Here is a 22,735-nt window from a genome sequence, read left to right as displayed (position 1 = left end):
CATAACGCGGCCCTAGTGCCGCGTTTTTTATTGAAAAAATTCATACTCAGGTACAGGCATCCCTAATGTGGCCCTGCTATAATGCCCAGCGTTTTTCCACACCATCCAGATTATGATAAAAAAAACGCTTATTACCCTTATTTCCCTCAGTGCAATCGTCCTTGGCGGCGGCGCTGTCTGGTTGAGTTATCAGTTATATCAGAACAAGTTTGTCACCCTAGATCCACAACTTAAAGAGGTGTCGGGGATTGAGTTTGATAAACGTGGCCGCTTGTGGGCCATTAACGACAGTGGCGATGGCCCATTTCTCTATCAGGTCGATGATAAAGGCAAAGTGCAACGGCGCGTGCAAGTGGTCAATGCCAAGAACATTGATTGGGAAGACATGACCCAAAACGAATTTGGTCATTTCTTTTTAGGCGACTTTGGTAACAACGATAATCTGCGCCGCTGGCTGACAATTTATAAAATAGAAAACCCCATTGATATTAAATCTGATGAAACCAACGCAGAGATCATTAAATTCACCTACAAAGAATTGTGGGAGCAGCCCCTTACGCCTGAACGTAAGAACTTTGATTTAGAAGCCTTTGTTGAGTATCGACACCAACTGTACTTATTTACCAAAAATAGAACTCAACCATTTGATGGTAAAACGAACTTGTACCGTATTGGCAATCACGCGGGTAATTATGAAGCGCAATTTATCGCCTCGTTTCAAACCTGTACCACCGCCGAAAAGTTATGTTGGGTGACATCCGCAGCCATGAGCCCAGATAGGAAAAAGCTGGTATTGCTAGACTCCACCCATTTATGGCTGTTCGAGAACTGGCAAGGCGATAATTTTTTCTCCGGTACCATAGATAAGATCAATCTCGGTTTGGTAACACAAAAAGAAGCCGTCACGTTTTACGACAATGACACCCTGGTTATCACCGATGAGGAATTTAATGGGATTGGCCGCAATGTCTATGTTATAAAATTAACACAACAACAAAGAGAGCGTGTCAGCGATGGCTCCAAAGCCTTGTAGTATAGCGCCTCACTGACCACCTATTTAAGGAGTAATAGGGTGCTAGATAGTCCTATGCTAAAACAAATTACCGAATCCTTGGATACCGTTATATTCAGCTACGGTGGCTCCGCGTTTACCCTAGCGACCTTGATTCAAATCCCACTTATCATCGCCGGCGTGTGGCTCGTTGTGCGCTACATTGGTCGGCTTATCCATCGCCGTATTATACAAAAGCGTATGGGGCCAGATGCGGCGCTTTTATTCAAACGTATTTATTTGGTGCTGTGCATCATTATTATCATCTTTACCACCCTTGAAGTGCTTAATATTCCGCTCACCGCATTCGCATTTGTCTCAGGGGCCGTAGCGATTGGCGTCGGTTTTGGCGCACAGAATATTATAAACAACTTTATCAGTGGTTGGATCCTCATCGGTGAGCGCCCTATCCGTATCGGCGACTTTTTAGAGGTCGGTGATGCCAAGGGCGTTGTGGAAACGATTAACACCCGTTCGACCCGCATTCGCCGTAACGATGGCGTGCACCTACTGGTTCCTAACAGCCAGCTGCTAGAGAATACCGTAACCAATTGGACACTGATCGATACCATGGCGCGCACCTATGTTCGAGTTGGCGTGGCCTATGGCAGTGATGTGAATTTAATAGCTCAGCTTATCACCGAAGTGCTAGAAGAGGTGCCCACCGTACTCAATAACCCACCCCATAGCGTTATTTTTGAAGATTTTGGCGACAGTGCGCTTATCTTCGATGCAGTCTTTTGGGTCAATGCGGAGGCCGAGTCCAACGTACGGAAAATAAAAAGCGATATCCGTTTTGGAATTTGTGAAAAATTTGCCGAGCATGATGTGGTTATCTCATTCCCACAACGAGACGTGCATATTGATGGTGAGTTGCATATTCGCCAACAAAAAAGCCCCAACTAGTGGGGCTTTTAACTTCGCTTAAATGTGCTTAGAAAGCATCAACGACCTTGTGTAACACTTCTACTTTACTGGCTTTAACCAAATCAGAAGCTTGTAGCTGGTCATTAAGTTGCTGCAATTCTGTGGCCGTCGCTGGCTTAACCAAAACGGTGCCATTAGCAAACTGTTGAACCATTTGTAAGTCGAAAGTGTTAAGCACTGCGTCAATATCGCCCGCAGGGATGAGCACTAAGTTTCCGCTTACTGTAGCAAATTCACCACGCAATGAGTGGCGCATTACATCGCCTTGCCACAGCCCCTCACGGTCACTGGCTACAGCGCCATCATTGGCTTGCACGTAGGCATTCGTGCCCTGCACGCTCACAGTTTTAGCCGGATCGGCTAAGTAAGCAGGTACAATACGGACATTGTCCACCTTTTCATACAGACCTACGCTGGCTTTTCGCTCTAACTTAGCGGCACTGATCGCAGGCACATCTTGAGTGCTTAGCTTATTATCTTGGTCCATAGTCGATTTTAGCGTTGTAGCATGAACTGGCGCCATAATCGCAGCGCTTAGCGCTATTGCAAGAGTTGTTAACTTATTCATTATTATGCTCCTTATTGACGACCAGTTACACGTAAACCCCATCCCTCGAGGACAGATTCTGCCTCGTTCGGGAAGACCACGCTGGTTTGACCGTTCATACTAAACGCAACTTGATTAGGCTGCGCCGTATCAACGACTTTCACAGTCCAGGTTCCTTTCGCACTCTCGCCATAGAAAGCGTTTGAGCGGAAATGCACCGTTGGCAAGTGAACATAACCTTGAGCAAAGTTGAAGTTGGCATCCAATGCTGGATAAAGCTGCGCATGATGAGACGCAAGAACCACACTCTTAGTGCCACTTGGCGAAGTCACTTCGATAGCCAAGTCTGAACCCGCAGAGCTTTGAATCAGCCCCGGGATTTCTGGGTGACGGTAATCGGAGCGCATTTCTTCGTTAGCCACTGTGAAGCTAAACTGCATTGCTTCGATAGTATAGTCATCCGCCACTTCAATGCTGTGCGTTGCGCCTGCCGCGTTGTTATCTGGAACCACTAAGGCTAATGATGCATCATCATTTTGAACACCCGCTGAAAGCCAGTCTGATTGCAGACGCTCGCCTAAGTCAACATCATAGTTCAACGCCATTTTAACCGCTTCACCCGCATTCACACGGCCAAAGCCATAGAAGTTGTTGAAGTGATAACCTGCCGCGTTTTCTACCCAACCTTGATGAGCGACAAACTCGCCGTTAGCCGTATTGAGCGTAACAGCGGCGTTATCAGCGTCAGTCATGCTCGCCGTTGTCGCCAAAATATGTTGAATGTCGCGAGCGCTCAAATCTGGGTTAGCTTCCATCAGTAGTGCGACCACACCCGCCGTGTTTGGCGCCGCAGATGAGGTACCACTCATAGAGTTACTGTAGTGACAGCTTGGGTTCATTGGGTGGCCCGGGAAGTCAAAGTTTTTATATCCTTCAAGGAATGAAAGCGGCACACCCCATGCACTCTCTAGGGCATCCATCATCGGCAGTCCCGACGCACCTTGCAAGCAAGTCATTTCGTCCGTGGTGACCATAGCTGGCTCCCAGCTGCCGTCTTCACCGGCAGGGGCCGCAATAAACATGGCACTACCGGCAATAGAATAGCTTGAACGCTCGCCATTAGCTTTCAGTGCCGCCACAGACACACTGTGTAAGCTACGGTTAGCCTGAGAAACGTTGATATCAATACAGCTTAGGCCGATGTCATTAACACCTGAAGAACTACAGTAATTGCCGTTGTGGCGGCCTTCTTCGAAGTCATTACCCGCTGCATTAATGCTCAAAGCACCTTTGCCATCGCGCAACACATCGCTGGCGTAGGCCATGTTTGCCTCTTCGAACGGGTCCTCTGGTAAGAACGCCGGTGGGGTATAGCCATAGCTACGGTTAAACACCACTTGCTCATGGTTTTGGATACCACTGGCAGGTAAACCACTGATCAAGGCGCCCACATGCGCGGCATTTTGGTTGGGAATATCCAGGTAGTTCATGGAGATAATTCCCGCATCAGGGGCCACACCACGACCACCCACACCATTGTGTGCTTTGGCTGCAATTAGACCCGCCACCGCAGTACCATGACGCGATGTTTTATCGCCTGTGATGGTCGGGTTAGTTGGGTCGAGGGCATCATCACGCAGGTTTAGAGAGCGGTGAGCAAGCACGTTATCAGCCAAATCTTCATGGCCAATTTCCACGCCTTGGTCGACCACGACAGCAATACTGCCTTTACCCGTGATCCCCAGTTTATACGCTTCCAATACATTCATGTCCGCACCGGCAGCGCGGCTAGAAACAAACGAATCCTCGAGTTGGGCGAAGTACGCTTCTTGGTCTTGCTCGGCGATGCCATTAAGCACAGCAAGCTGTTCTTTGAAGATATCACTTTGAGCAAAAGCGCGCTGCTCATTGTTGTGTAAGTGCCACTGCTGCGCTGCTAAGGGATCGCCAGTAACATCGCTGATAGTGATGCTGCCAGCCGACGTTTTACCATTGGCGGATACATCGTAATTGATAACAGCAGGCTGTCCTGATAGCGAGGTGTAGATAAACTCTTTGTCTTCACCAAGTGCTAAAGTGCCGTGTGAGAACGTATAGATGCCGTCTTCGGCCGCAACCGCCTGGTCTTCGTCATAGAATGTCAGCGTGATAGCATCGCCATCTTGATCGTGAGCAATCAAAGTGCCGGTCACCGGCTGCCATTGTTTCACTCCCTCAAGACTGACTTCCCCAGCTTTCGGTGCAGTATCAACTACAGGTTGATCGTCGCTGTCGCTGCCACCACAACCACTTAATGCGATAAGCATTGCGCTGGTCAAGGCGCTTAATTTTATTTTATTGTTGTTCATTGACCTTCCTTCATTGTGAATGAAGGAACCGAATTTACGCAAATAGGAACATACACTCAATAGAGTATTTACATCTCTTTACAACTAAAGCATGAATTTGTCATATTTTGGTGTAAGAGTTCAAAAAGCCAGCACTTTAAGGTTATTTATTGAACCTCAAGGCAACATTTTCCTACATTAGCGCTTGAATTTTGTTTCTAAAATGACGGATGAATTGGTGCGCTCAACGCCATCTAGGTTGCCAATATCATCAAGCAAGTGACTAAGCTTTTCGAGATTTTGCGCTTGCACTACCGCGATCAGATCAAACTCGCCACTAATGGCATATAAGTCGGTAATCGCATCTATGTGCTTGAGTTCAATGTTGGTTTTCGTGGTGAGCTTTTGTTTCACCTTAATCGACACATGGGCTGACACCATGGATGATAAATAGGCGTCACCATACTCGACACTGTAACCTTTGATAACGCCACTTTCTTCTAGCTTTTGCATCCGGCTTTGTACCGTCGAACGAGATAAATCCAGTGCTCTGGCCAAATCAGAAATACTGGCGCGAGCATTGGTGCGCAGCAAGGACAACAACTTTTCATCTTGTGCGTTAATCATTTTGCATGCCTTTTTCGTTAATTTGATGGCTATTATAATCAATTTTAACAATATGGCACTGCAAATTGAACTTGATTAACGGCACCATAGCAGTAAGTTTTAATGAATCTATGCTTGGTGCAGCAATGACTCAGCCAAGCACAGTAAAAATAAAGGTGTGTCATGCAAGTAAATCGTGAACTATTTAATGAAGTAATGGTGCCAAACTACAACCCGTCAGCGGTTATTCCGGTAAAAGGGGAAGGCTCTCGCGTTTGGGACCAACAAGGTAATGAATTTATCGATTTCGCCGGTGGCATCGCGGTAAACTGCCTAGGTCACTGTCATCCGGCACTGGTTACCGCACTGAAAGAACAAGGCAGTAAAATCTGGCACCTTGCCAACGTTATGACCAATGAACCGGCTCTGCGCTTAGCGAAAAAACTCACCGACGCAACCTTTGCCGATCAAGTGTATTTTGCTAACTCTGGCGCTGAAGCCAATGAGGCGGCGTTAAAACTGGCTCGTCGTTGGGCGTTGGATAATTTCGGCGAGAAGAAAGCAAAAATCATCGCGTTTAACAAAGGCTTCCATGGCCGTACCTTCTTCACCGTTACCGTGGGTGGCCAAGCCGCTTACTCTGATGGCTTTGGGCCAAAACCGGGTGAAGTGGTTCACTGCGATTATAACGACCTTGAGACTTTTAAGTCGTTGATTGACGACGACACCTGTGCGGTGATGATGGAGCCATTGCAAGGTGAAGGTGGGATCATTGCCCCTGATATGGACTTTGTTAAAGGCGTACGTGAACTGTGCGATAAGCATAACGCGTTACTTATTTTTGATGAAGTTCAAACAGGTGTTGGTCGTACTGGTGAGCTTTACGCCTACCAAGGCCTAGGCGTAACACCAGACATTCTTAGCTCAGCCAAAGCACTGGGCGGCGGCTTCCCTATTGGTGCCATGCTCACCACTAAAGAGATTGCCAAACACTTAAAACCGGGCACGCATGGTTCAACCTATGGCGGTAACCCACTGGCCTGTGCGGTCGCTGAAGCAGCATTTGACACGGTAAACACACAGCAAGTGTTAGAAGGGGTGAAAGTTCGTGAACAGCTATTCCGTGACGGTCTCAATGCTATCAATGAAAAGTACAACGTGTTCAGTGAAGTACGTGGTAAAGGCTTGCTACTAGGCGCGGTACTTAACGCCGACTATCAAGGCCGCGCCCGTGATTTCCTTAATGCGAGTGTTGAAAACGGCCTAATGAGCTTAGTCGCAGGCGCCGATGTAGTTCGCTTTACGCCATCGTTGGTGATCCCTGAAGCGGATATCAAAGAAGGGCTAGCGCGCTTCGAAAAAGCCGTTGCTTCGCTGGTTAACGCCTAGTAACCACACGGCTAAGAGCCTACTTATGTTAGTACTTAGACCTATTCGCGGCGATGACTTCGCCGCGCTAAAACAAATCGCCATCGAATCGGGCCATGGTTTTACCTCGCTGCCCGTCGATGACGAGTTGTTACAAGCAAAAATCGAGCGCTCAGAGCGCAGCGTTGAAAAGCATGTCAATGGCCCCGGCGACGAGGGCTACTTGTTCGTACTGCAAGATACCGAAAGCGGCGATATTGTCGGCACCACCGGCATCGAAGCGGCGGTCGGTATGAGCGTGCCGCTGTATCATTACCGGCGCTCCACCTCGGTGCATCACAGTCCAAGCTTAGATGTTTACAACCGCGTTGATACCTTGTCGATGTGTAACGATTACACTGGCTGTTCGGAGATCTGCACCTTATTCTTGCGTGAGCCGTATCGGCGAGGACTCACCGGTCGCTTCTTATCGCGCATCCGCTTTTTGTTTATGGCCGAACACAGCGACCGTTTTAGCGACACCATCATCGCAGAAATGCGTGGGGTCAGCGACGAGCACGGCCATTCGCCTTTTTGGCAATGGTTGCAACAACACTTTTTCAGCATCGAGTTCCCTCAAGCCGACCACTTGGTGGGCTTAGGTGACAAGACCTTTATTAGTGAGCTGATGCCGAAATACCCCATTTACGTCAACCTTCTCAGTGAAGCGGCCCAAGCGGTCATTGGCCAGGTCCATGACAACACCAAGCCGGCGTTACGACTGCTGCAACGCGAGGGTTTTGAGCACCGTGGCTATGTTGATCTATTCGATGCTGGGCCAACGGTGGAGGCCAAGCTAGGCAATATCAGCACCGTTCGCCAATCAAAAGTATGCCCTATTCTCATTAAAGAGCAGCTTGAACCGCAGGCCAGCACTTGGGCGTTATGTAACGATAAGGTCGCCGATTTTCGCGCTATCTTTAGTGATGCCGTTGAATATTGCGACATCAAGCACCAACTTTATATCAGTGCCGAGGCTGCTGACACTTTAGGCGTCAGCCAAGGTGACTCAGTGCGCTTTTTCGCACTCTCTAGTCGTTAAGGAATGGCTATGAATGTTCAATTTATAAACAACCAATGGCTGGCCGGTGAAGGCCCGCGTTTTGAATCGATAAACCCCGCGACAGACAGCGTTGTTTGGCAAGGCCAAGGCGCCAGCCCAGAGCAGGTCGATACCGCTATCGCCAGCGCCCGTGCCGCACAATTTGCTTGGTCGCAGAGTGCACTTGATGAGCGTATTGCCGTACTCGAGCGCTTTGTCGAGCAGTTAAAGGCCAATGCCGAAGAACTCGCCACCACCATCGCCGAAGAAACGGGCAAGCCCATTTGGGAGACGCGCACCGAAGTTGGCGCCATGACCGGCAAAGTGGCTATCTCGATTCGCGCTTACCAGGAGCGCACCGGCACGGTAGAAAATCCGATGCCCGGAGCCAAAGCCTTTATTCGTCACAAGCCCCATGGCGTGGTGGCTGTTTTTGGCCCTTATAACTTCCCAGGCCATTTACCAAACGGTCATATTGTACCTGCCTTATTGGCTGGCAATACCGTGGTATTTAAACCATCAGAGTTAACGCCTAAGGTCGCCGAACATACTCTCAAACTTTGGCAACAAGCTGGTTTGCCAGCTGGGGTTATCAACCTAGTACAAGGTGAGATTGAAACCGGTAAGGCCCTGGCCTCACATCAAGACATTGATGGCTTATTCTTTACCGGCAGCTCACAGACCGGGCACTTATTGCACCAACAATTCGGCGGCCATCCGGGCAAAATCTTGGCGCTGGAAATGGGTGGCAATAACCCATTGATTGTCAAAGGTGTCAGCGACATCGACGCCACGGTCCATGACATCGTGCAATCAGCCTTTATTACCTCAGGCCAACGTTGCACTTGCGCTCGCCGCCTATTCATTGAGCAAGGTGAACAGGGTGATGCCATTATCAAGCGTTTACTTGAAGTAACCAGCAACATTAAAATTGCCGACAGCTTCGCCGAAGAGCAGCCATTCATGGGCGCGATGATCAGCAAAAAAGCGGCAGCGGGCATGCGCGCAGCGTACGAGCAATTGCTTGCACAAGGCGCTACTTCCCTACTGGAAATGCAACACCTTGATACAAACACTGGTTTTGTCAGCCCCGGCATTGTTGATGTCACCAACATCGACCTGGCCGATGAAGAGCATTTTGGGCCGCTGTTAAAAGTGTACCGCTACAGTGATTTCGACAGCGCCATCAATGAAGCAAACAATACCTCATTTGGTCTATCAGCCGGTCTTTTAGGCGACAGCCAAGCTGATTACGACTACTTTTTAGGGCGCATTCGCGCTGGTATCGTTAACTGGAACCGCCCCATCACCGGTGCCTCAAGTGCCGCACCTTTTGGTGGTATTGGCGCCAGTGGCAACCACCGAGCCAGTGCCTATTATGCCGCCGATTACTGTGCCTACCCGGTAGCGTCGGTGGAAGCACCCACGTCTACCTTGCCGGAAAAACTTGCGCCGGGCTTAATACTTTAAAAGAATCAAACGCATCTATGTGTTAAGGAATTATTATGCATAACAATGTAAACACACTATTTGAACACTTGTGGGACAACTACCTTGAAGTGACTCCATCAGCCGTTAAAGTACACGAGCTACTAGGCTCAACTCAACGCGATGACGTTATTAACGACCATATTGCGCTGCGCACCTTTAACTTGCCTAAGGTTGGCTTAGAAAAGCTCGCTGCGCACTTTAAAGCCGTGGGTTACAAAGAGTGTGGCGAGTATCACTTCGAAGCCAAGAAACTCTACGCCAAGCATTTTGAGCACGAAGACCCGACTCAACCTAAAGTGTTTATCTCTGAACTGCTTGTTGAACAGTTCTCAGATGAGCTACAAAAAACCGTTCATGAGATGGTTGATAGCATTGATGAAGACGCCGTCACTGCAGACAACTTCTTATACTCTGGCACCCATTGGGATGTCAGCTATGAGACCTATCAAAAGCTATTGGCAGAAAGTGAATACGCTGCCTGGATGTCGGCTTGGGGTTATCGCGCCAACCACTTTACCGTGAGCATTAACCACTTGGCGCAATTTGATACCATTGAGCAGGTGAACCAAAAGCTTAAGGATGCTGGCTTTAAACTGAACACCTCAGGCGGTGAGATCAAAGGCTCTCCAGAGGTGCTACTAGAGCAGTCATCAACGCTAGCTGACGATGCGAAGGTGGCTTTTTCAGACGGTGAAAAAGCGGTGCCAAGTTGCTTTTATGAGTTCGCTCTGCGCTACTTGAAGCCTGATGGCGAAATCTACACCGGCTTTGTCGCTGCTTCAGCGGATAAAATCTTCGAAAGCACCAACGCCCGTTAAGCGTTAACGGTGCTTGTACTGAGTCTTGCAGTATCCGCGTTCAATACGCGGATCACGCAAGGCTTGGTGTTTACTTTTGCGACCACTGACCCGCGCTCGCCAAAGACGAAAACTCCCCGCCTTTAGTTCACGGCGCATCAGTTTTATTACCGCTTGCTCATTGAGACCGTAGAGGCGTTCAATGGCCTCAAACGGGGTTCTGTCTTCCCACGCCATTTCAATAATACGCGAATGATCGCCAGCACCTCTGTCCATCGTATCTCCTACTCATTGATTACCAATCACCACGCCTATTAGCCATAACGGCAACAAGGCTCATGGTGCAGTTAAACCTTGGCAAAGGCGGGAAAGATCACTGTGGCGCACAAAAAAGTTAATCTTCCTTATAAATATTGTCCGGTGTGTGGCTTGCGCTTTACGTGGCGTAAAAAATGGCGCAATAACTGGCCTTCTGTACGTTATTGTTCGAAGCGCTGCGCAGCTAAAGGCGTAGGCTAAATACTTTATTATCAAGGTGTTTTCTAGCATACTTAGCGCATATATGCCGCTATTGGATTTTACACTAAGGAAGGGTTGCGCATGGGTGCAAAGCAAGATGTTACTGCCGAGCTACTACCGGATTGGGACCACTATATTGCTAGCGAGCCCAGTCGGGCCCTAGCGGATATTTATCAGCGCGCAGGCGCTCGCAGCCAAGACATTCGCAACTGGTATTGGCGCAGTATTCAATCTAAACGTCGCGCCTCATTAACGGTGCGCATTTTGACTTTCTCTTTGGTTATTCTTGGGGCTTTACTGCCTATTTTTGCTGGTCTATTTGAGCATTATCAACAGCGTCTATACCTAACCCAAGCAGGTGTCGGTGCGCTTGCTCTGGCGGGACTGTTACAAGCGGCAGATCGTATTTTTGGTTGGTCCAGCGGTTGGATCCGCTATATTTCCACGGTGACAGAAATGGAAAGCCTCAGCCGACGCTTTGAGGCCGACTGGTCACAGTATATTTTACACCGCCACCAGCCATTGCAACAGGACGATGTCCGCGCCCTGTTTGATTTGTCGCGCCACTACTTAGCGCGCACCGCACAACTACAAAAAAGCGAGACTCGGCAATGGGTGTCAGAGTTTGCCACCGGCAATGAATTGCTCGGCGAGCTTATTCAACAATACCAAGCACCGTCGCAGCCAAACGAACCAATATCTGCGCCGTCAACCACGCAACCGGGTGCCCAACTTGGGGCGGTGAATGTTAAGGTGGAATTTAGCCACAGCCCCTACTGTTATGCCATTGCCATCGACGACGCCACCCCTATACGTTGTTGCGCCCAAACGTGGACACAGCGCCATCTCGCACTTGGCGCGCACATCATCAAAATCTATGACGAGCAAGGTAACGAGGTGCTGGCGCAACAAACTTTTTATGTGGGCGCGGCACAAATTGCCGAGCTCTCTATTGCCTTGCCGGCACGCTCAACATAGCCTTATTGGGCGGCGTGGGTATTTCTGTGTAGCAAGTGCGGCAACGCTTTGATCTGATAGGCTTTAAAAAGTTGGCCGCCGTTATCTATGATAATATCAATGCTGGGGTGAAATTGCTGTGCAAACACCTGCACATCCGCCGGCGTGGTCCACAAGTTTGACACTACCACCACCACTTTTTTGCCTTGCTCGGCGAGCTTATTCACTCGCTCACGACTCGCTTGACATTGGCGCGCCGTATCCGCCTTACGCTCTTGCCAGTAACTCTCGCACCATGTGGCGCTAAATAGCACTGCATCTGCCAAAGGGAGCTTTGTTGGTGATGGGTTATTTTCTCGAAGCATCTTGGTTGGCAGTGGCTCAGCGTTGGCTAATGCCGTAAGTGCCTGGGCCAACTGTTCATCGCTTTGATGGCTGCGATAGACTAATTGCCCTTGGCGATTAAACAGCAAATGCAAGGGCGTCCCCTGCAAACCGACCTGGGTTGCTAATTGCTTATGCTCATCCTGAGCAATTGTCATACCCAGTTGAAAACGCTCAACCACCTTGTTAATGGCCTGCGCATCATCGTTCAGGTCGATGTTAACGGCAACAAAGGCTAATTTATCGCCAAAATCTTGATAATGCTGCTGCAATTTTGGCATCTGTTGCATGCACGGGCTGCACCAACTTGCCCACATCTTTACATACAGAGGCTTCGCGCCCTGCAACTGCGCGAGTGACACTGAGGTACCGCCTTGCAGCTCTTTTAGCTGAATGTTGTGCAATGGCGTGGCGTGGATGAACCAAGAAACAAATGTGAAGGTCAAAAGTAGGATGTATTTCATTGTTGCTACCTAGTTATTGCGATGGCCCTAAATTAGCAATATGCTGGTGGCAAAGCTTGAACAAAACCGACAATGTCATGACCTCGCCCACACGCATATTGAGCAGCCAGTATTATCGCCCTTTAAGCGACTTTGCCCTGCATATAAAGGCCCTGTCTGTAGGTGGTGTGGCCCAGGTATGGCAGGCGCGAACCGGCGCTGAACAGCCCTACTCGCAGCAATTGTTACACGCTGATGCGCGCATGGGCTTGCTCGCACTTACGCAGGGTCAGGCTTATTTAGGCGAGCAGTTATTAACGCCGGGGCTGTACATCACCGGTTGTCAGCAGCATAGCAAGGTGTTGAGCTGCGCAGCGGGCACTCATTTGCTCGGTGCCCGTTTTCATTTGGCGGCACAGGGCAATTTCATCAGACAACCCGCCGCAGAGATGGTGAACCAATGTATCCGCATTGATGATATCGACACCGCCCCGCAACTGCGCTGCGCCGCGCGATTCAGTGAAGCACAGCCGTTTTTTGAGCTGATTAAAACTCTGAGCAACCATTTACCCCGCCAGCAACAAGTGCTCAGTGGCGCCGCGATTGAGGTGTGCACCAACTCCGCCGATTTAGCCGAGCAACTGGGTAAAACCCCGCGCACTATCGAGCGCTACTGCAAACACCACATTGGCATTTCCCTACGCAGTATTCATAAACTGCAAAGAGTAGCCCGCGCCCGCGAGCGCATTAAACATCAGCGCCAAACGTCTTTAACCGAGTTGAGTTATGCACTCAATTTTGCCGATCAGGCTCACTTTAGCCGTCAGTTTAAACAAGTGGTTGGGCTCAGCCCGCGTGATTATCAACAACTCAAATGGGCTAATCGTTCGGCCTAAAGGGCTAGGCAAACCGCGCGTGTATTAACGCACTGTGGCCCTGTTTGTCTACACCAACACATAAACCATCTTCCGCCAAATACAGTGCTCCGCTATACCTGTCTGTGGCAATGTCAGCAATGTGCGCCATCATTGCATCTCCCCCGTATCGGGCACTGAAATGGGTGAGTATCAGGCTCGGCACCTGGCGCTGTTGGGCATAATCACAAATGCGCTCAACGTCGCTGTGGCCAGTGTGAAACCCAACCTTGTGTAAATCTTTGGCGGTGAAAGTCGCCTCATGAACCAATAACTGAACCCCTTCGATAAGCGGGTCTAAGCATTGCGGCTTTTCATTATCACCGCACACCATGACGCTACGTGCTGGCCACGACGGGTAGGTATATTGGGTGGCCGTTAAGGTGCGGCCCTCAAAGGTTACGTCTTCACCACGTTGCAGCTGATTATAATGGCGGCCTGAGCCGATATGGTGGCGTTTGAGCTGTGCAATATCCAGCTTTAATGGGATGGCATGCTCGTCAAAGCGATACGCCTTGCTTGGCACCCGGTGTTGTAGCGCGCAGCTGCGCACTGTGGCCCAAGAGCCGGAGTACTCATCAAGCGCATCATAATCATAGAGCTGCAAGGGAAAGTTCAATTGCCAATCACTGAGCTTAAGAGTGGCACTGACAAACTCCAGCACCTGCTGTGGGGCGATGATGGTAAGCGGCGCTTGGCGGCCACTGAGCCCGGCCGAGGCAAGCAGCCCTGGCAAGCCATAGCAATGGTCGCCGTGTTTATGGGTAATAAAGATTGCTTCAAGGTGATAAAGACTGAGCGTGGTTTTTAATATTTGATGCTGTGTTGCTTCACCACAATCGACCAAATACCAAGGCTTTTTATCCTCTCTAAACACCGCGTAGCCTGAGACATTGCGCGTTGATGTCGGTGTGCCCGAACTACTACCGAGAACCTGGACCTGCATTGTGGCCTCCTTGAACAAATGAAGGTGTTGGTTGATTTTACGCACCTTACCCCCAAAATATAAGTAACGACAGCAACATTGTGAGAACCTCGATGAAAAACGAAATAGACAGTAAGACCCTGCTGCGGGTCTATGAACATATTCAAAAACATGGTGAGCAAACCGACGAGGGCAAGTTCTATGAGGGGCTCACGGCATTTTCTGATGTTGATGGCTATACCGTCTATCTACAAGGCAGTGGTGTGTTAATGCGCTTTGGTTTTCACAACACTTACCACCTCGATTACCAAAGTGATAAGAACAAAGAAGATTTCATCAAAAAAATTGAGGCGATAGCTAAACAAGCTTGATCGCTGCGTGACTGTGCCTGCGTATATCCTTTCATAGCAGTTTAAGGAGATGAATGTGCGCAGGCCCCGAGGTCCAAGAAAGACCCCCAAGACATTACAACACCACAGCGAGCAAGTAGTCGCCGCACTAAAAGCGGACCCGAGTAAGCTCGAACTGATCAAAGATAACTTGGAATATTACCGTCAGCAGCGCCATCTCAAGCGCGGCTTTTTACTAGCCATCGAGCGTTTTGATTGGGTTTTTAGCGCGCACAGCGATGTCGATGAAATCTGCGACGCTCTGCTGCGCGACGACTATATTGGCAAACGCTTACGCCGTTATCCCCTGCTCTACAAAGGGGTATTGGATGATTAGCTTGGTGTGGTTAAAGCGCGATTTGCGCATTAATGACCATGCCCCTATTCATTTTGCCGCGCAAAGCATGCGCCCAGTGCTGTGTCTATACGTTATTGAGCCCGAATATTGGTGCCTTGACGACACCAGCGAGCGCCAGTTTCGTTTTGTTGCTCAAGCATTACGCTCCCTAGCTACCCAACTTGAGCGCATCGGAGGGCGGTTATTAGTGCGGCGCGGAGAGGTGTGCGACATCTTAGCCCGCATCCATCTACATGCACCCATCCATACCCTGTATAGCCACCAGGAAACCGGTAATTCGTGGACGTACAGCCGAGATAATCAGGTGTTTTCATGGTGTCGCGAGCGCAGCATTGCCATTGCCACCTATCGCCAACAGGCGGTATTTCGTGGCGCGATAGAACGCGATCATTGGCAAACAAAGGCGCAGCACTGGCTTAAGCAACCGCAACTAGAAAGCCCCACACACTTAACGAGTTTGCTTAGCCATCATGACGGTTTAGCATTACTTGATCACTATCCGGGCAACGATAACCTTATTGCCAGCGGTGCCCAGCATGGCGCCCACGCCTGTGCCTTGGCCACCCAGCAAAGCTTTTTAGCAACGCGCATGCACTACTATCGCGGCGGTATTTCTTCTGTCCTCAGTGCCCCCACCCGGTGCTCTCGTTTAAGCCCTTACCTCGCCTATGGCGTGATCAGCCTACGCGAAAGTATCCAGAGCCTGGGGGCTATCAAAGGCCCCGCAGGCCATAAGCGCGCGGTATTGGCCCGTTTACATTGGCACAGTCATTTTGTGCAAAAGCTGGAGTCAGAGCCGAGCTATTGTGAACACGCAGTACACCGCGACCTTATTCATTTACGCGCCGAGCAGTTTGATCAGCAGCAATTTTTAGCCTGGTGCCAAGGGCAAACGGGTGTGCCTTTTATCGACGCTTGCATGCGTTTTTTGCATCACTATGGTTGGATTAACTTTCGTATGCGCGCCATGCTTATTGCCTATGCCAGTTACCAACTCTGGTTAGATTGGCGTCAACCAGCGGCGTTTTTAGCAGCGCAGTTTGTTGACTACGAACCCGGTATTCATTATCCCCAAGTGCAAATGCAATCGGGCTGCACCGGTATCAATCCGTGGCGAATGTATAACCCGGTGACACAAGGACAAAAATACGACCCGCACGGTCATTTTATTCGTCGCTGGCTGCCCGAGCTGAGCAAGGTGCCTAGCGCCTATGTGCACACCCCATGGTTATACAATGGCCTCAGTCATGACACCTACCCGCACCCGAGCGTGCTTCCGGACATTGCCCTGCGACAAGCAAAAGCGCGCATTGCCGATTACTACCAGCGCCATGTGAATAGCCGCGAGACGGCGCGCGTGGGCCACCAACATGGCTCCCGTAAACGCCAGCCAAAGGCAACACGTAAAACAAAATCAAGCAAACAGCTGGGGCTATTTTGATCTCTTAGCACTGTTGGTGCGTAACAATTATTGCTTTTCCCTAAAGCATTATGCCCTGAACGGGCAAGCAGAGGTGCCCACCTCTGCTTTTTTTTGGCTATCCATCGCGCACTGCTCGGCTTTGACCGATAAACGATGACCGCCGCGCGCAATAATGGTATCTTTTGCGCCATTTGTGACTCCAAGGACAATAACAGGTATGAGTAAAGCAGTCTCATCTGACATGCCAGAACAACAAAAGGGGTGGTTTAATCGCTTTTTAGCAACGGTCGAGTTTCTCGGCAACCTGCTGCCTCACCCTATCACTTTATTTGCACTTTTTTGTGTCGCCATTGTGGTTATCAGCGGCATAGCCGACTGGGCCGGTCTAAGCGCCATAGACCCACGCCCTGAGGGCGCTAAAGGACGCGACCCAGATGGAGTGATCGAAGTCGTGAGTTTATTTAGCGCCGAAGGCTTGCGCCGCATTTTTGAAGGGTTAGTGACTAACTTTACCGGGTTTGCGCCGCTAGGCACAGTATTAGTGGCCTTACTAGGGGTGAGCGTTGCTGAACACTCGGGGCTACTGTCAGCGGCCATGCGTGGCATGGTCATGGGCGCCTCTAAACGCTTAGTGACGTTTATGGTGGTGTTTGCTGCGATATTATCAAATACCGCATCTGAGCTCGGTTATGTGGTACTTATTCCCCTTGCGGCAATGATTTTTCACAGCCTTGGACGCCACCCTCTGGCGGGTTTAGCGGCGGCGTTTGCCGGTGTTTCCGGTGGCTACAGCGCCAACCTTTTATTGGGCACCATTGACCCATTGTTAGCAGGGATCACCACCCCAGCGGCACAAATGATTGACCCTGACTACCAAGTGGGCGCTGAGGCCAATTATTACTTTATGTTTGTTTCCGTGTTCATGATTGCCATTTTAGGCACATGGGTCACTGAAAAAATCGTTGAGCCGCGCTTGGGTAAATATGACCCCAGTGAAGCCAGCATTGATTTGGGCGAAAATAAAATTGATCACCTGAGTAAAAAGGAAAAAACCGGCCTCAAATGGGCGGGTCTTTCGTTTGTGCTTATTGGTGTAATTTTAGCGTTCACCATTATCCCCGATGACGGTATCTTGCGCCATCAAGAGACCGGCGAAGTGAAAGGTTCCCCGTTCTTAGAAGGCATTGTGGTGATCATTTTTATCACCTTTGCTATTCCTGGGTTTGTTTACGGCCGAGTGGTCGGCTCAATGAAAAATGACCGCGATATTATTGATGCCATGAGCAAAAGTATGGGCTCGATGGGCATGTATATCGTTCTGGTGTTTTTCGCTGCGCAATTTGTCGCCTTCTTCAAATGGACCAACCTCGGGACCATCTTGGCGGTGAATGGTGCTGCCTTGTTGCAAGCGCTGAATCTAACTGGGCCTGAGGTGTTTGTGTTCTTTATTCTTATGTGCGCCATGGTGAACTTGAGTCTCGGTTCATCATCAGCGCAATGGGCAGTAACCGCGCCTATCTTCGTTCCTATGCTGATGCTTATTGGTTATGCCCCGGAAACAATCCAAGCTGCCTACCGCATTGGCGACTCGGTGACGAACCTTATCACCCCGATGATGAGTTATTTTGGCCTCATACTTGCGGTTGCGACCAAATATAAAAAGAATATGGGGATTGGCACCTTAGTCGCGACCATGTTGCCTTACAGTATGCTGTTCTTCCTCGGTTGGGTGTGTTTGTTCTATTTATGGGTGTTTGTGCTCGGGATGCCAGTAGGCCCAGGCTCGCCCACCTACTATCAACCTTAAATAAGAAAAGCCGGCCTCTATGCCGGCTTTTTTGTATTTGCCCACATAACATTACCTTTGGCGTATGCAGCTGAGGATGTTGAACAACGTTGCATACAAAAATCTCGTATGAGGTCACGTTATGATTCGAAGTGAATAGCACAGTTAGAGGAAAATCAGAAACAAAATAACGCGAGCATTTTAGTGAGCAAAAATCGCTCTCATTTTTATATATCAAAGTTGGAAATAAAAACTCTGTTAAGATATCCAACATCAGATTACTTCAATCGCATAAGTGCTAACCTCCACCTCTCCATTCCTTTGAAAATATACAAAACTGTATATTAAAACAGTTTTAGCGCAGTCGCTCACATAGTCAAGAAAACGAGCAATAGCTATTTTTAATAATACTGGCAATGAGTTAACTAGTCTGTTAAAAATATATCATTCAGAAAAGTGAACTGTAGCGTAGTAGAAAAACGCGCGATTCGCTCGCTATAAACATGTTAGCTTCTATACAGAATTCGAATTTAGAGCATAAGGAAAGTCATGAAAGAAAACTTCATTCGCAGGGTAGAGCTGAAAGGCATTCATAAAAGGTATGATCTAGAGATTGATTTCAATGATTCGTTAAATATTCTGTATGGACAAAATGGAACAGGAAAATCAACGTTAATTCATATTATTGCGAACGTTTCGAATTGTGACTTCATCCGATTCGCTTTCCTTGAATTCAAGAGAATTAAGGTAACGTATTCGAATGGCGCCTTTGTTGTTGTTTCACAACATGATGATGATGGTGAAATTATTATCTCAGTCGAAACTCAGTCTGGTGCTAATTTTTCTTTTAGTAAGAGAGAGGCTTTTGAAGATATACGTGAGTATGAAGATGATAGATACATGCGAGAATTTACTCCTGAGCTTTCATCAAAGATAAGAGAATTTGTTAAAGAAAATGAAATTCGTCATATCGACACATCATACTTTCCAGCATTCAGGACGATGCTAGAAGCTTGGTCATCCCAACGAGATGGTAGAAAGGTTCATCCTAGTAGACGAACAAGAGAGATCTCTACTAAGCAAGCAACAATGTTTGCTAGAAATCTATTTGGCCAATTTTTGCCTGCTATTAACTACCCATCACCTATTGATATTGAGCATAACCTAAGAGATGAAATTAGAGACTGTCAGATTCGAATAGCGAGGTATGAGAGCTCTGTATTCTCAGACTCATTTGTAAAAGTGTTTTCTGCCCTGCTAGAAGGATCCGAAGTTGATTCATCCGCAGATGAGCTATTGTTAGAGATATCCCAGTTAACAGCTGAATCTAATACTAACAAGTTGGGTGACTTCGAGGAGAATTCGAATACGTATCGAGAGCTCCAACAATTAGTCACAAGAAGCTCAATGTATGGTGAGTTACAAAGTTCTGCATCTGGTGCTTTGACAGTCTATAGAGATGCACTAAAGGAAAGGAAATCCTTCCAGCAAGAATCCTTCAAGGAAATAGATACATATTTTGACGTTGTAAATTCATTCTTGGACAAAAAAGAACTTTCTTATGCATTAGATAAAAATCGTAGGATGCCAAAAGTTGGTTTGAAATTTCCAGATGATTCATGGAGCAGCATCAAAGTAATGTCATCGGGTGAAAGACAGCTCCTAACTATGTTGTATGCTGTGAATAGAATGAGCGGAAATTCAGCAGTTCTTATCGATGAGCCGGAAATATCATTACATATTGATTGGCAGGAAGATCTCCTAGAAAAGATGATGGAACAATTGGGTGATAGACAGATAATTGTTTGTACTCACTCCCCTGCAATAGCAGCAGATTTCGATGAATACATGAAAGAGGTTAAACCTATATTTAACGATATATCTCCAGAAGAGTCTGCCTTCCTGATTGATGATGAGGAGGAAGACTTCTAATGGAGGTAAAGTATGATGTGCCAAAATATATAGCCAGCGTAAGAATGAGCTCTAAGAAAAGAATTTTAGTAGAAGGAAGAGATGATAAAGCTCATATTAAGAACCTGTTAGATGTCACTATTGGAAAGAATCGGATCAAGATTGACACTGCTGAAAGCATAAAAGGTGATTGCGGTGTTACAGCGAAAAATAACAGAGCTAAGATTGAAAAAATTCATGCTTCCTGTAAGTCCTCTAATGAGCACAGCAATCTTTATTTCCTGTGCGATAGGGAGTTTCAAGAGTTTGATGTGCGTGATCAGGTTATTGACTTGATGAAAGAGCATAAAACCGAAGGAAACCTTAGTTGGACCCTTGGGCATTCACTCGAAAATTACTTTATAGAGTCTGAGCTTATTTCAGATGCGTATCGCTACCTAACAAACTCAGAATATAAAGGTGATGCAACAAAGAAATTCAAGTATTTGCTACCTTCAGCATTGAAAGTAATATCAGTTATTAGTCTTGCCGCTAAAGATATTGGGAAATGCTCTTATCCTCTCGGAGTAATTGGTTGGGAAGATTTTAATATAAATTCAGGAACTCTTGAATTTAACATCGATTCTTGGAAGGAAAATGAAACACACCAGATCCTTGTCAATTTCAAAGCTGCATATCGTAAGTATCAACCGATTGTAGAAGCTTCAGATGAAGTAATATATGCACGAATCTGTCGGGGGCATACTGCTATGCAGCTGCTGCAAAGAGTTTTCGCTTTGTGCTTGTTTATTGCTGGATATCAACAAGACGAAAGACTGGCTAAAAAGAGCGCTTCTGATTTTTCTAAATTGAAGGAAAGTGCTATATCTACAGCACTTTGTGAGGCATGGTTAAAAACCATTGAAGGTGGAAGTGATAATTATCCCGTGAATTTGGTTTCTTCTGTTGCCTAATAAGCTAACACATATGAACCTTCTTTCGTCAAATAAACAATAGAATCTTTTTTAGCTGCCGATAGGCAGCTAACTGTGTTTCAATCAGCAACATAATCTACTTCGCTCTGTCATTGTGGCCGTTAAATAAATTGCTTACGGCAAACACATGTAGAGGCTCTCTTATTGTGATCTCTTCACTGCCTAACTCTGTCATTCCATATGGTGGTTTGGGGCACTAGACATTCATCGGTTAACCTTAAGAAGGCACTATTCAAGTCAGTTGGCTCGTGGCTCCAGTCAGTTTCAGGCTCAACTAAGGTGTAAACAATTTTGCTCATTGTTAATGCGCACCAATGGGCTGTCTAATCAAGCGTAAGTAGCTTATACAGCGACTATATTTACCTGCAATATCATGCTTTGTGGCATATACGTCACAAATAACGCGCGATAGTTCTTGCTTATCTAGTTAGGTGTTGAGCTCACCCTATCGAGCGACTTAGGCGTTTAAAAACTGTTCATCGTCAAATACCATTTTATTCTTTAACATAAAGTAAACAGCACGGAAGAGTTTATGGGCCAAAGCGGATAACGCTTTGGCTTTACTCATGCGCTTTTGTAGTTTGTTTAGATAACGTCTTGCTTTGTCGTTACCTCGTAAATAGAGAATAGCGGCTTCACTAAACGCCCATTTTAAATGACCGTTGCCGATTTTATTACCATTTGTGCCGTAGATTTTACCTGCTGATTCAGCTTTGCATTTAACTAAGCGGGAATAGGAAGCAAACTTTTTGACTGACTCAAAGCGCTCTATGTCGCCAATTTCATAAAGTATGGTCATCGCTAATATGAGCCCGATGCCTGGTACGGTTCGCAATTGAGCGTAATAGTCAGGGCGATGTTATTGTGCTTTGCGCTCAAGAAAACATTCAAGGTGTTTTAGTTCTCGAGCGTAGCTATCAAGGATGGCTAAGTCGAAATTGATATTACGTTGAACAACGGGGTCGTCATAACGCGTTCTGAATTCTTCCCGCACACATTTGTTTTTTATGTGCAACTCTAGCGCGGGATAATTATATTGGCTGTTCGTGTTAACGATATGCGCTTTGAGCTGAGCACCATGCTGAACAAGCTTAGTTCGTCGACGCAGTAAATCACGAGTCGCTCTCATCTCACTTTGATAATCATAAGCAAGAGGAAAGTTGCCACCGCTTAGCAAACTGGCGATTTTATAAGAATCAATTTTGTCGTTTTTGGCTTTACCACCGTGAATGGCTTTCATGTAAAGAGCGTGACCGAGCACGAAATCAACATCATGTTCTTTGCATAAGTCGCTAACCCAATACCAACAATGCATACACTCTACGCCAATGACTACTTGCCCTATGTAGGGCTCAATAAGTGACAATAATGCTTGTTTATCTGCTTTTATCTTTTTATGAACAAGCTTTTCACCCCTGTCATTCAAGATACAGACATAAAGAATTCGAGTATGTAAGTCAATACCATAGTAAAAATCATGTAATTTGGTATAAAATTTCATTGAGCTTTCTCCTTTTGGTTTGGTCGCCTTGAAGTTTAGTATTTCGCTAAACTTCG

General features: G+C 47.5%; 21 protein-coding genes and 1 pseudogene. 15 read left to right on the top strand and 7 right to left on the bottom strand.

The annotated features are described in order from the left end of the window. Nucleotides 1-112 precede the first annotated feature (112 nt). Both FIU82_RS16830 and FIU82_RS16825 read left to right on the top strand, forming a co-directional pair. Complete coding sequence (locus FIU82_RS16830) at nucleotides 113-1,033, top strand: hypothetical protein (protein WP_130146468.1); 921 nt, start codon at nucleotides 113-115, stop codon at nucleotides 1,031-1,033. Nucleotides 1,034-1,087: 54 nt separating this feature from the next. Further along, nucleotides 1,088-1,957 (top strand): mechanosensitive ion channel family protein, encoded by an 870-nt coding sequence (locus tag FIU82_RS16825; RefSeq protein WP_152441925.1) that lies wholly within the window; start codon nucleotides 1,088-1,090, stop codon nucleotides 1,955-1,957. A gap of 28 nt (nucleotides 1,958-1,985) precedes the next feature. Here the strand turns inward: FIU82_RS16825 and FIU82_RS16820 are convergent, their stop codons facing one another. The 3 genes from FIU82_RS16820 to FIU82_RS16810 form a co-directional block, all read right to left on the bottom strand. Then, nucleotides 1,986-2,546: a hypothetical protein gene (locus tag FIU82_RS16820; protein ID WP_130146470.1), complete on the bottom strand. Its 561-nt coding sequence runs from the start codon at nucleotides 2,544-2,546 to the stop codon at nucleotides 1,986-1,988. An 11-nt stretch (nucleotides 2,547-2,557) separates the two neighbouring features. After that, on the bottom strand, nucleotides 2,558-4,873 hold the full coding sequence (locus tag FIU82_RS16815; protein WP_152441689.1) for a S8 family serine peptidase: 2,316 nt from the start codon (nucleotides 4,871-4,873) through the stop codon (nucleotides 2,558-2,560). Nucleotides 4,874-5,050: 177 nt separating this feature from the next. Beyond that, complete coding sequence (locus tag FIU82_RS16810) at nucleotides 5,051-5,479, bottom strand: Lrp/AsnC family transcriptional regulator (protein ID WP_022946785.1); 429 nt, start codon at nucleotides 5,477-5,479, stop codon at nucleotides 5,051-5,053. Nucleotides 5,480-5,641: 162 nt separating this feature from the next. Between FIU82_RS16810 and FIU82_RS16805 the strand changes: the two genes are divergently transcribed. Genes FIU82_RS16805 through FIU82_RS16790 form a run of 4 tightly spaced genes read left to right on the top strand, consistent with a single transcriptional unit; the run spans nucleotide 5,642 to nucleotide 10,216 of the window. After that, nucleotides 5,642-6,847, top strand: coding sequence for an aspartate aminotransferase family protein (locus tag FIU82_RS16805; protein ID WP_045979944.1), 1,206 nt, complete (start codon nucleotides 5,642-5,644; stop codon nucleotides 6,845-6,847). Between the two features lie 25 nt (nucleotides 6,848-6,872). Then, a complete protein-coding gene (gene astA, locus FIU82_RS16800) occupies nucleotides 6,873-7,907 on the top strand; it encodes an arginine N-succinyltransferase (protein ID WP_152441688.1) in 1,035 nt (344 codons plus the stop codon). Nucleotides 7,908-7,916: 9 nt separating this feature from the next. Further along, complete coding sequence (gene astD / locus FIU82_RS16795) at nucleotides 7,917-9,377, top strand: succinylglutamate-semialdehyde dehydrogenase (RefSeq protein WP_172972750.1); 1,461 nt, start codon at nucleotides 7,917-7,919, stop codon at nucleotides 9,375-9,377. A gap of 35 nt (nucleotides 9,378-9,412) precedes the next feature. Then, nucleotides 9,413-10,216 (top strand): DUF1338 domain-containing protein, encoded by an 804-nt coding sequence (locus tag FIU82_RS16790; RefSeq protein ID WP_022945492.1) that lies wholly within the window; start codon nucleotides 9,413-9,415, stop codon nucleotides 10,214-10,216. Nucleotides 10,217-10,219: 3 nt separating this feature from the next. On the opposite strand, the gene FIU82_RS16785 is transcribed toward FIU82_RS16790, so the two are convergent. Next, nucleotides 10,220-10,471, bottom strand: coding sequence for a TIGR03643 family protein (locus tag FIU82_RS16785; RefSeq protein ID WP_045979941.1), 252 nt, complete (start codon nucleotides 10,469-10,471; stop codon nucleotides 10,220-10,222). A 102-nt stretch (nucleotides 10,472-10,573) separates the two neighbouring features. Here FIU82_RS16785 and FIU82_RS16780 point away from each other — a divergent pair, with 102 nt between their 5' ends. Both FIU82_RS16780 and FIU82_RS16775 read left to right on the top strand, forming a co-directional pair. After that, the gene (locus FIU82_RS16780; protein ID WP_081604432.1) at nucleotides 10,574-10,714 is read left to right on the top strand and encodes a DUF2256 domain-containing protein; all 141 of its coding nucleotides are present in this window, start codon (nucleotides 10,574-10,576) and stop codon (nucleotides 10,712-10,714) included. 81 nt (nucleotides 10,715-10,795) lie between these two features. Beyond that, nucleotides 10,796-11,692, top strand: a complete 897-nt coding sequence (locus tag FIU82_RS16775) for a DUF4231 domain-containing protein (RefSeq protein WP_152441686.1) — start codon at nucleotides 10,796-10,798, stop codon at nucleotides 11,690-11,692. A gap of 2 nt (nucleotides 11,693-11,694) precedes the next feature. Here FIU82_RS16775 and FIU82_RS16770 read toward each other — a convergent pair whose 3' ends face one another. Continuing rightward, nucleotides 11,695-12,519: a thioredoxin family protein gene (locus FIU82_RS16770; RefSeq protein WP_152441685.1), complete on the bottom strand. Its 825-nt coding sequence runs from the start codon at nucleotides 12,517-12,519 to the stop codon at nucleotides 11,695-11,697. Between the two features lie 56 nt (nucleotides 12,520-12,575). Between FIU82_RS16770 and FIU82_RS16765 the strand changes: the two genes are divergently transcribed. Continuing rightward, nucleotides 12,576-13,394 carry a helix-turn-helix domain-containing protein gene (locus tag FIU82_RS16765; RefSeq protein ID WP_216651836.1) on the top strand — a complete coding sequence of 273 codons (819 nt, stop codon included), beginning with the start codon at nucleotides 12,576-12,578 and terminating at the stop codon, nucleotides 13,392-13,394. A 4-nt stretch (nucleotides 13,395-13,398) separates the two neighbouring features. Here the strand turns inward: FIU82_RS16765 and FIU82_RS16760 are convergent, their stop codons facing one another. Beyond that, nucleotides 13,399-14,358 carry an MBL fold metallo-hydrolase gene (locus FIU82_RS16760; protein ID WP_152441683.1) on the bottom strand — a complete coding sequence of 320 codons (960 nt, stop codon included), beginning with the start codon at nucleotides 14,356-14,358 and terminating at the stop codon, nucleotides 13,399-13,401. Nucleotides 14,359-14,450: 92 nt separating this feature from the next. Between FIU82_RS16760 and FIU82_RS16755 the strand changes: the two genes are divergently transcribed. From FIU82_RS16755 to FIU82_RS16730, 6 genes are all read left to right on the top strand, one after another. Further along, nucleotides 14,451-14,708, top strand: a complete 258-nt coding sequence (locus FIU82_RS16755; protein WP_022943876.1) for a DUF3081 domain-containing protein — start codon at nucleotides 14,451-14,453, stop codon at nucleotides 14,706-14,708. 49 nt (nucleotides 14,709-14,757) lie between these two features. Then, nucleotides 14,758-15,063, top strand: a complete 306-nt coding sequence (locus tag FIU82_RS16750) for a hypothetical protein (protein ID WP_022943875.1) — start codon at nucleotides 14,758-14,760, stop codon at nucleotides 15,061-15,063. Next, nucleotides 15,056-16,525, top strand: coding sequence for an FAD-binding domain-containing protein (locus FIU82_RS16745; protein WP_152441682.1), 1,470 nt, complete (start codon nucleotides 15,056-15,058; stop codon nucleotides 16,523-16,525). Before FIU82_RS16750 ends, FIU82_RS16745 begins: the two co-directional genes overlap by 8 nt. A gap of 199 nt (nucleotides 16,526-16,724) precedes the next feature. Then, nucleotides 16,725-18,314, top strand: a complete 1,590-nt coding sequence (locus FIU82_RS16740) for an AbgT family transporter (protein WP_130146500.1) — start codon at nucleotides 16,725-16,727, stop codon at nucleotides 18,312-18,314. 528 nt (nucleotides 18,315-18,842) lie between these two features. Continuing rightward, nucleotides 18,843-20,225 carry an AAA family ATPase gene (locus FIU82_RS16735; protein ID WP_152441681.1) on the top strand — a complete coding sequence of 461 codons (1,383 nt, stop codon included), beginning with the start codon at nucleotides 18,843-18,845 and terminating at the stop codon, nucleotides 20,223-20,225. Then, a complete protein-coding gene (locus FIU82_RS16730; protein ID WP_152441680.1) occupies nucleotides 20,225-21,157 on the top strand; it encodes a DUF4435 domain-containing protein in 933 nt (310 codons plus the stop codon). Before FIU82_RS16735 ends, FIU82_RS16730 begins: the two co-directional genes overlap by 1 nt. Nucleotides 21,158-21,635: 478 nt before the next feature. On the opposite strand, the pseudogene FIU82_RS16725 reads toward FIU82_RS16730, so the two are convergent. Further along, nucleotides 21,636-22,679 (bottom strand): annotated as a pseudogene (locus FIU82_RS16725) (IS110 family transposase). Nucleotides 22,680-22,735 lie beyond the last annotated feature (56 nt).

The sequence above is a fragment of the Pseudoalteromonas sp. THAF3 genome (assembly GCF_009363775.1).
Classification (GTDB): Bacteria; Pseudomonadota; Gammaproteobacteria; order Enterobacterales; family Alteromonadaceae; genus Pseudoalteromonas; species Pseudoalteromonas ruthenica.
The sequence above is the reverse complement of the archived record's forward strand: the minus strand, read 5'-3'. Positions and strand labels throughout refer to the sequence as shown.

Bases quoted from the DNA above. Each gene is read 5' to 3' on its own strand.
- FIU82_RS16830 (WP_130146468.1), top strand. From the start codon at position 113: ATGATAAAAAAAACGCTTATTACCCTTATTTCCCTCAGTGCAATCGTC.
- FIU82_RS16825 (WP_152441925.1), top strand. From the start codon at position 1,088: ATGCTAAAACAAATTACCGAATCCTTGGATACCGTTATATTCAGCTAC.
- FIU82_RS16820 (WP_130146470.1), bottom strand. From the start codon at position 2,546: ATGAATAAGTTAACAACTCTTGCAATAGCGCTAAGCGCTGCGATTATG.
- FIU82_RS16815 (WP_152441689.1), bottom strand. From the start codon at position 4,873: ATGAACAACAATAAAATAAAATTAAGCGCCTTGACCAGCGCAATGCTT.
- FIU82_RS16810 (WP_022946785.1), bottom strand. From the start codon at position 5,479: ATGATTAACGCACAAGATGAAAAGTTGTTGTCCTTGCTGCGCACCAAT.
- FIU82_RS16805 (WP_045979944.1), top strand. From the start codon at position 5,642: ATGCAAGTAAATCGTGAACTATTTAATGAAGTAATGGTGCCAAACTAC.
- astA (WP_152441688.1), top strand. From the start codon at position 6,873: ATGTTAGTACTTAGACCTATTCGCGGCGATGACTTCGCCGCGCTAAAA.
- astD (WP_172972750.1), top strand. From the start codon at position 7,917: ATGAATGTTCAATTTATAAACAACCAATGGCTGGCCGGTGAAGGCCCG.
- FIU82_RS16790 (WP_022945492.1), top strand. From the start codon at position 9,413: ATGCATAACAATGTAAACACACTATTTGAACACTTGTGGGACAACTAC.
- FIU82_RS16785 (WP_045979941.1), bottom strand. From the start codon at position 10,471: ATGGACAGAGGTGCTGGCGATCATTCGCGTATTATTGAAATGGCGTGG.
- FIU82_RS16775 (WP_152441686.1), top strand. From the start codon at position 10,796: ATGGGTGCAAAGCAAGATGTTACTGCCGAGCTACTACCGGATTGGGAC.
- FIU82_RS16770 (WP_152441685.1), bottom strand. From the start codon at position 12,519: ATGAAATACATCCTACTTTTGACCTTCACATTTGTTTCTTGGTTCATC.
- FIU82_RS16760 (WP_152441683.1), bottom strand. From the start codon at position 14,358: ATGCAGGTCCAGGTTCTCGGTAGTAGTTCGGGCACACCGACATCAACG.
- FIU82_RS16755 (WP_022943876.1), top strand. From the start codon at position 14,451: ATGAAAAACGAAATAGACAGTAAGACCCTGCTGCGGGTCTATGAACAT.
- FIU82_RS16750 (WP_022943875.1), top strand. From the start codon at position 14,758: ATGAATGTGCGCAGGCCCCGAGGTCCAAGAAAGACCCCCAAGACATTA.
- FIU82_RS16745 (WP_152441682.1), top strand. From the start codon at position 15,056: ATGATTAGCTTGGTGTGGTTAAAGCGCGATTTGCGCATTAATGACCAT.
- FIU82_RS16740 (WP_130146500.1), top strand. From the start codon at position 16,725: ATGAGTAAAGCAGTCTCATCTGACATGCCAGAACAACAAAAGGGGTGG.
- FIU82_RS16735 (WP_152441681.1), top strand. From the start codon at position 18,843: ATGAAAGAAAACTTCATTCGCAGGGTAGAGCTGAAAGGCATTCATAAA.
- FIU82_RS16730 (WP_152441680.1), top strand. From the start codon at position 20,225: ATGGAGGTAAAGTATGATGTGCCAAAATATATAGCCAGCGTAAGAATG.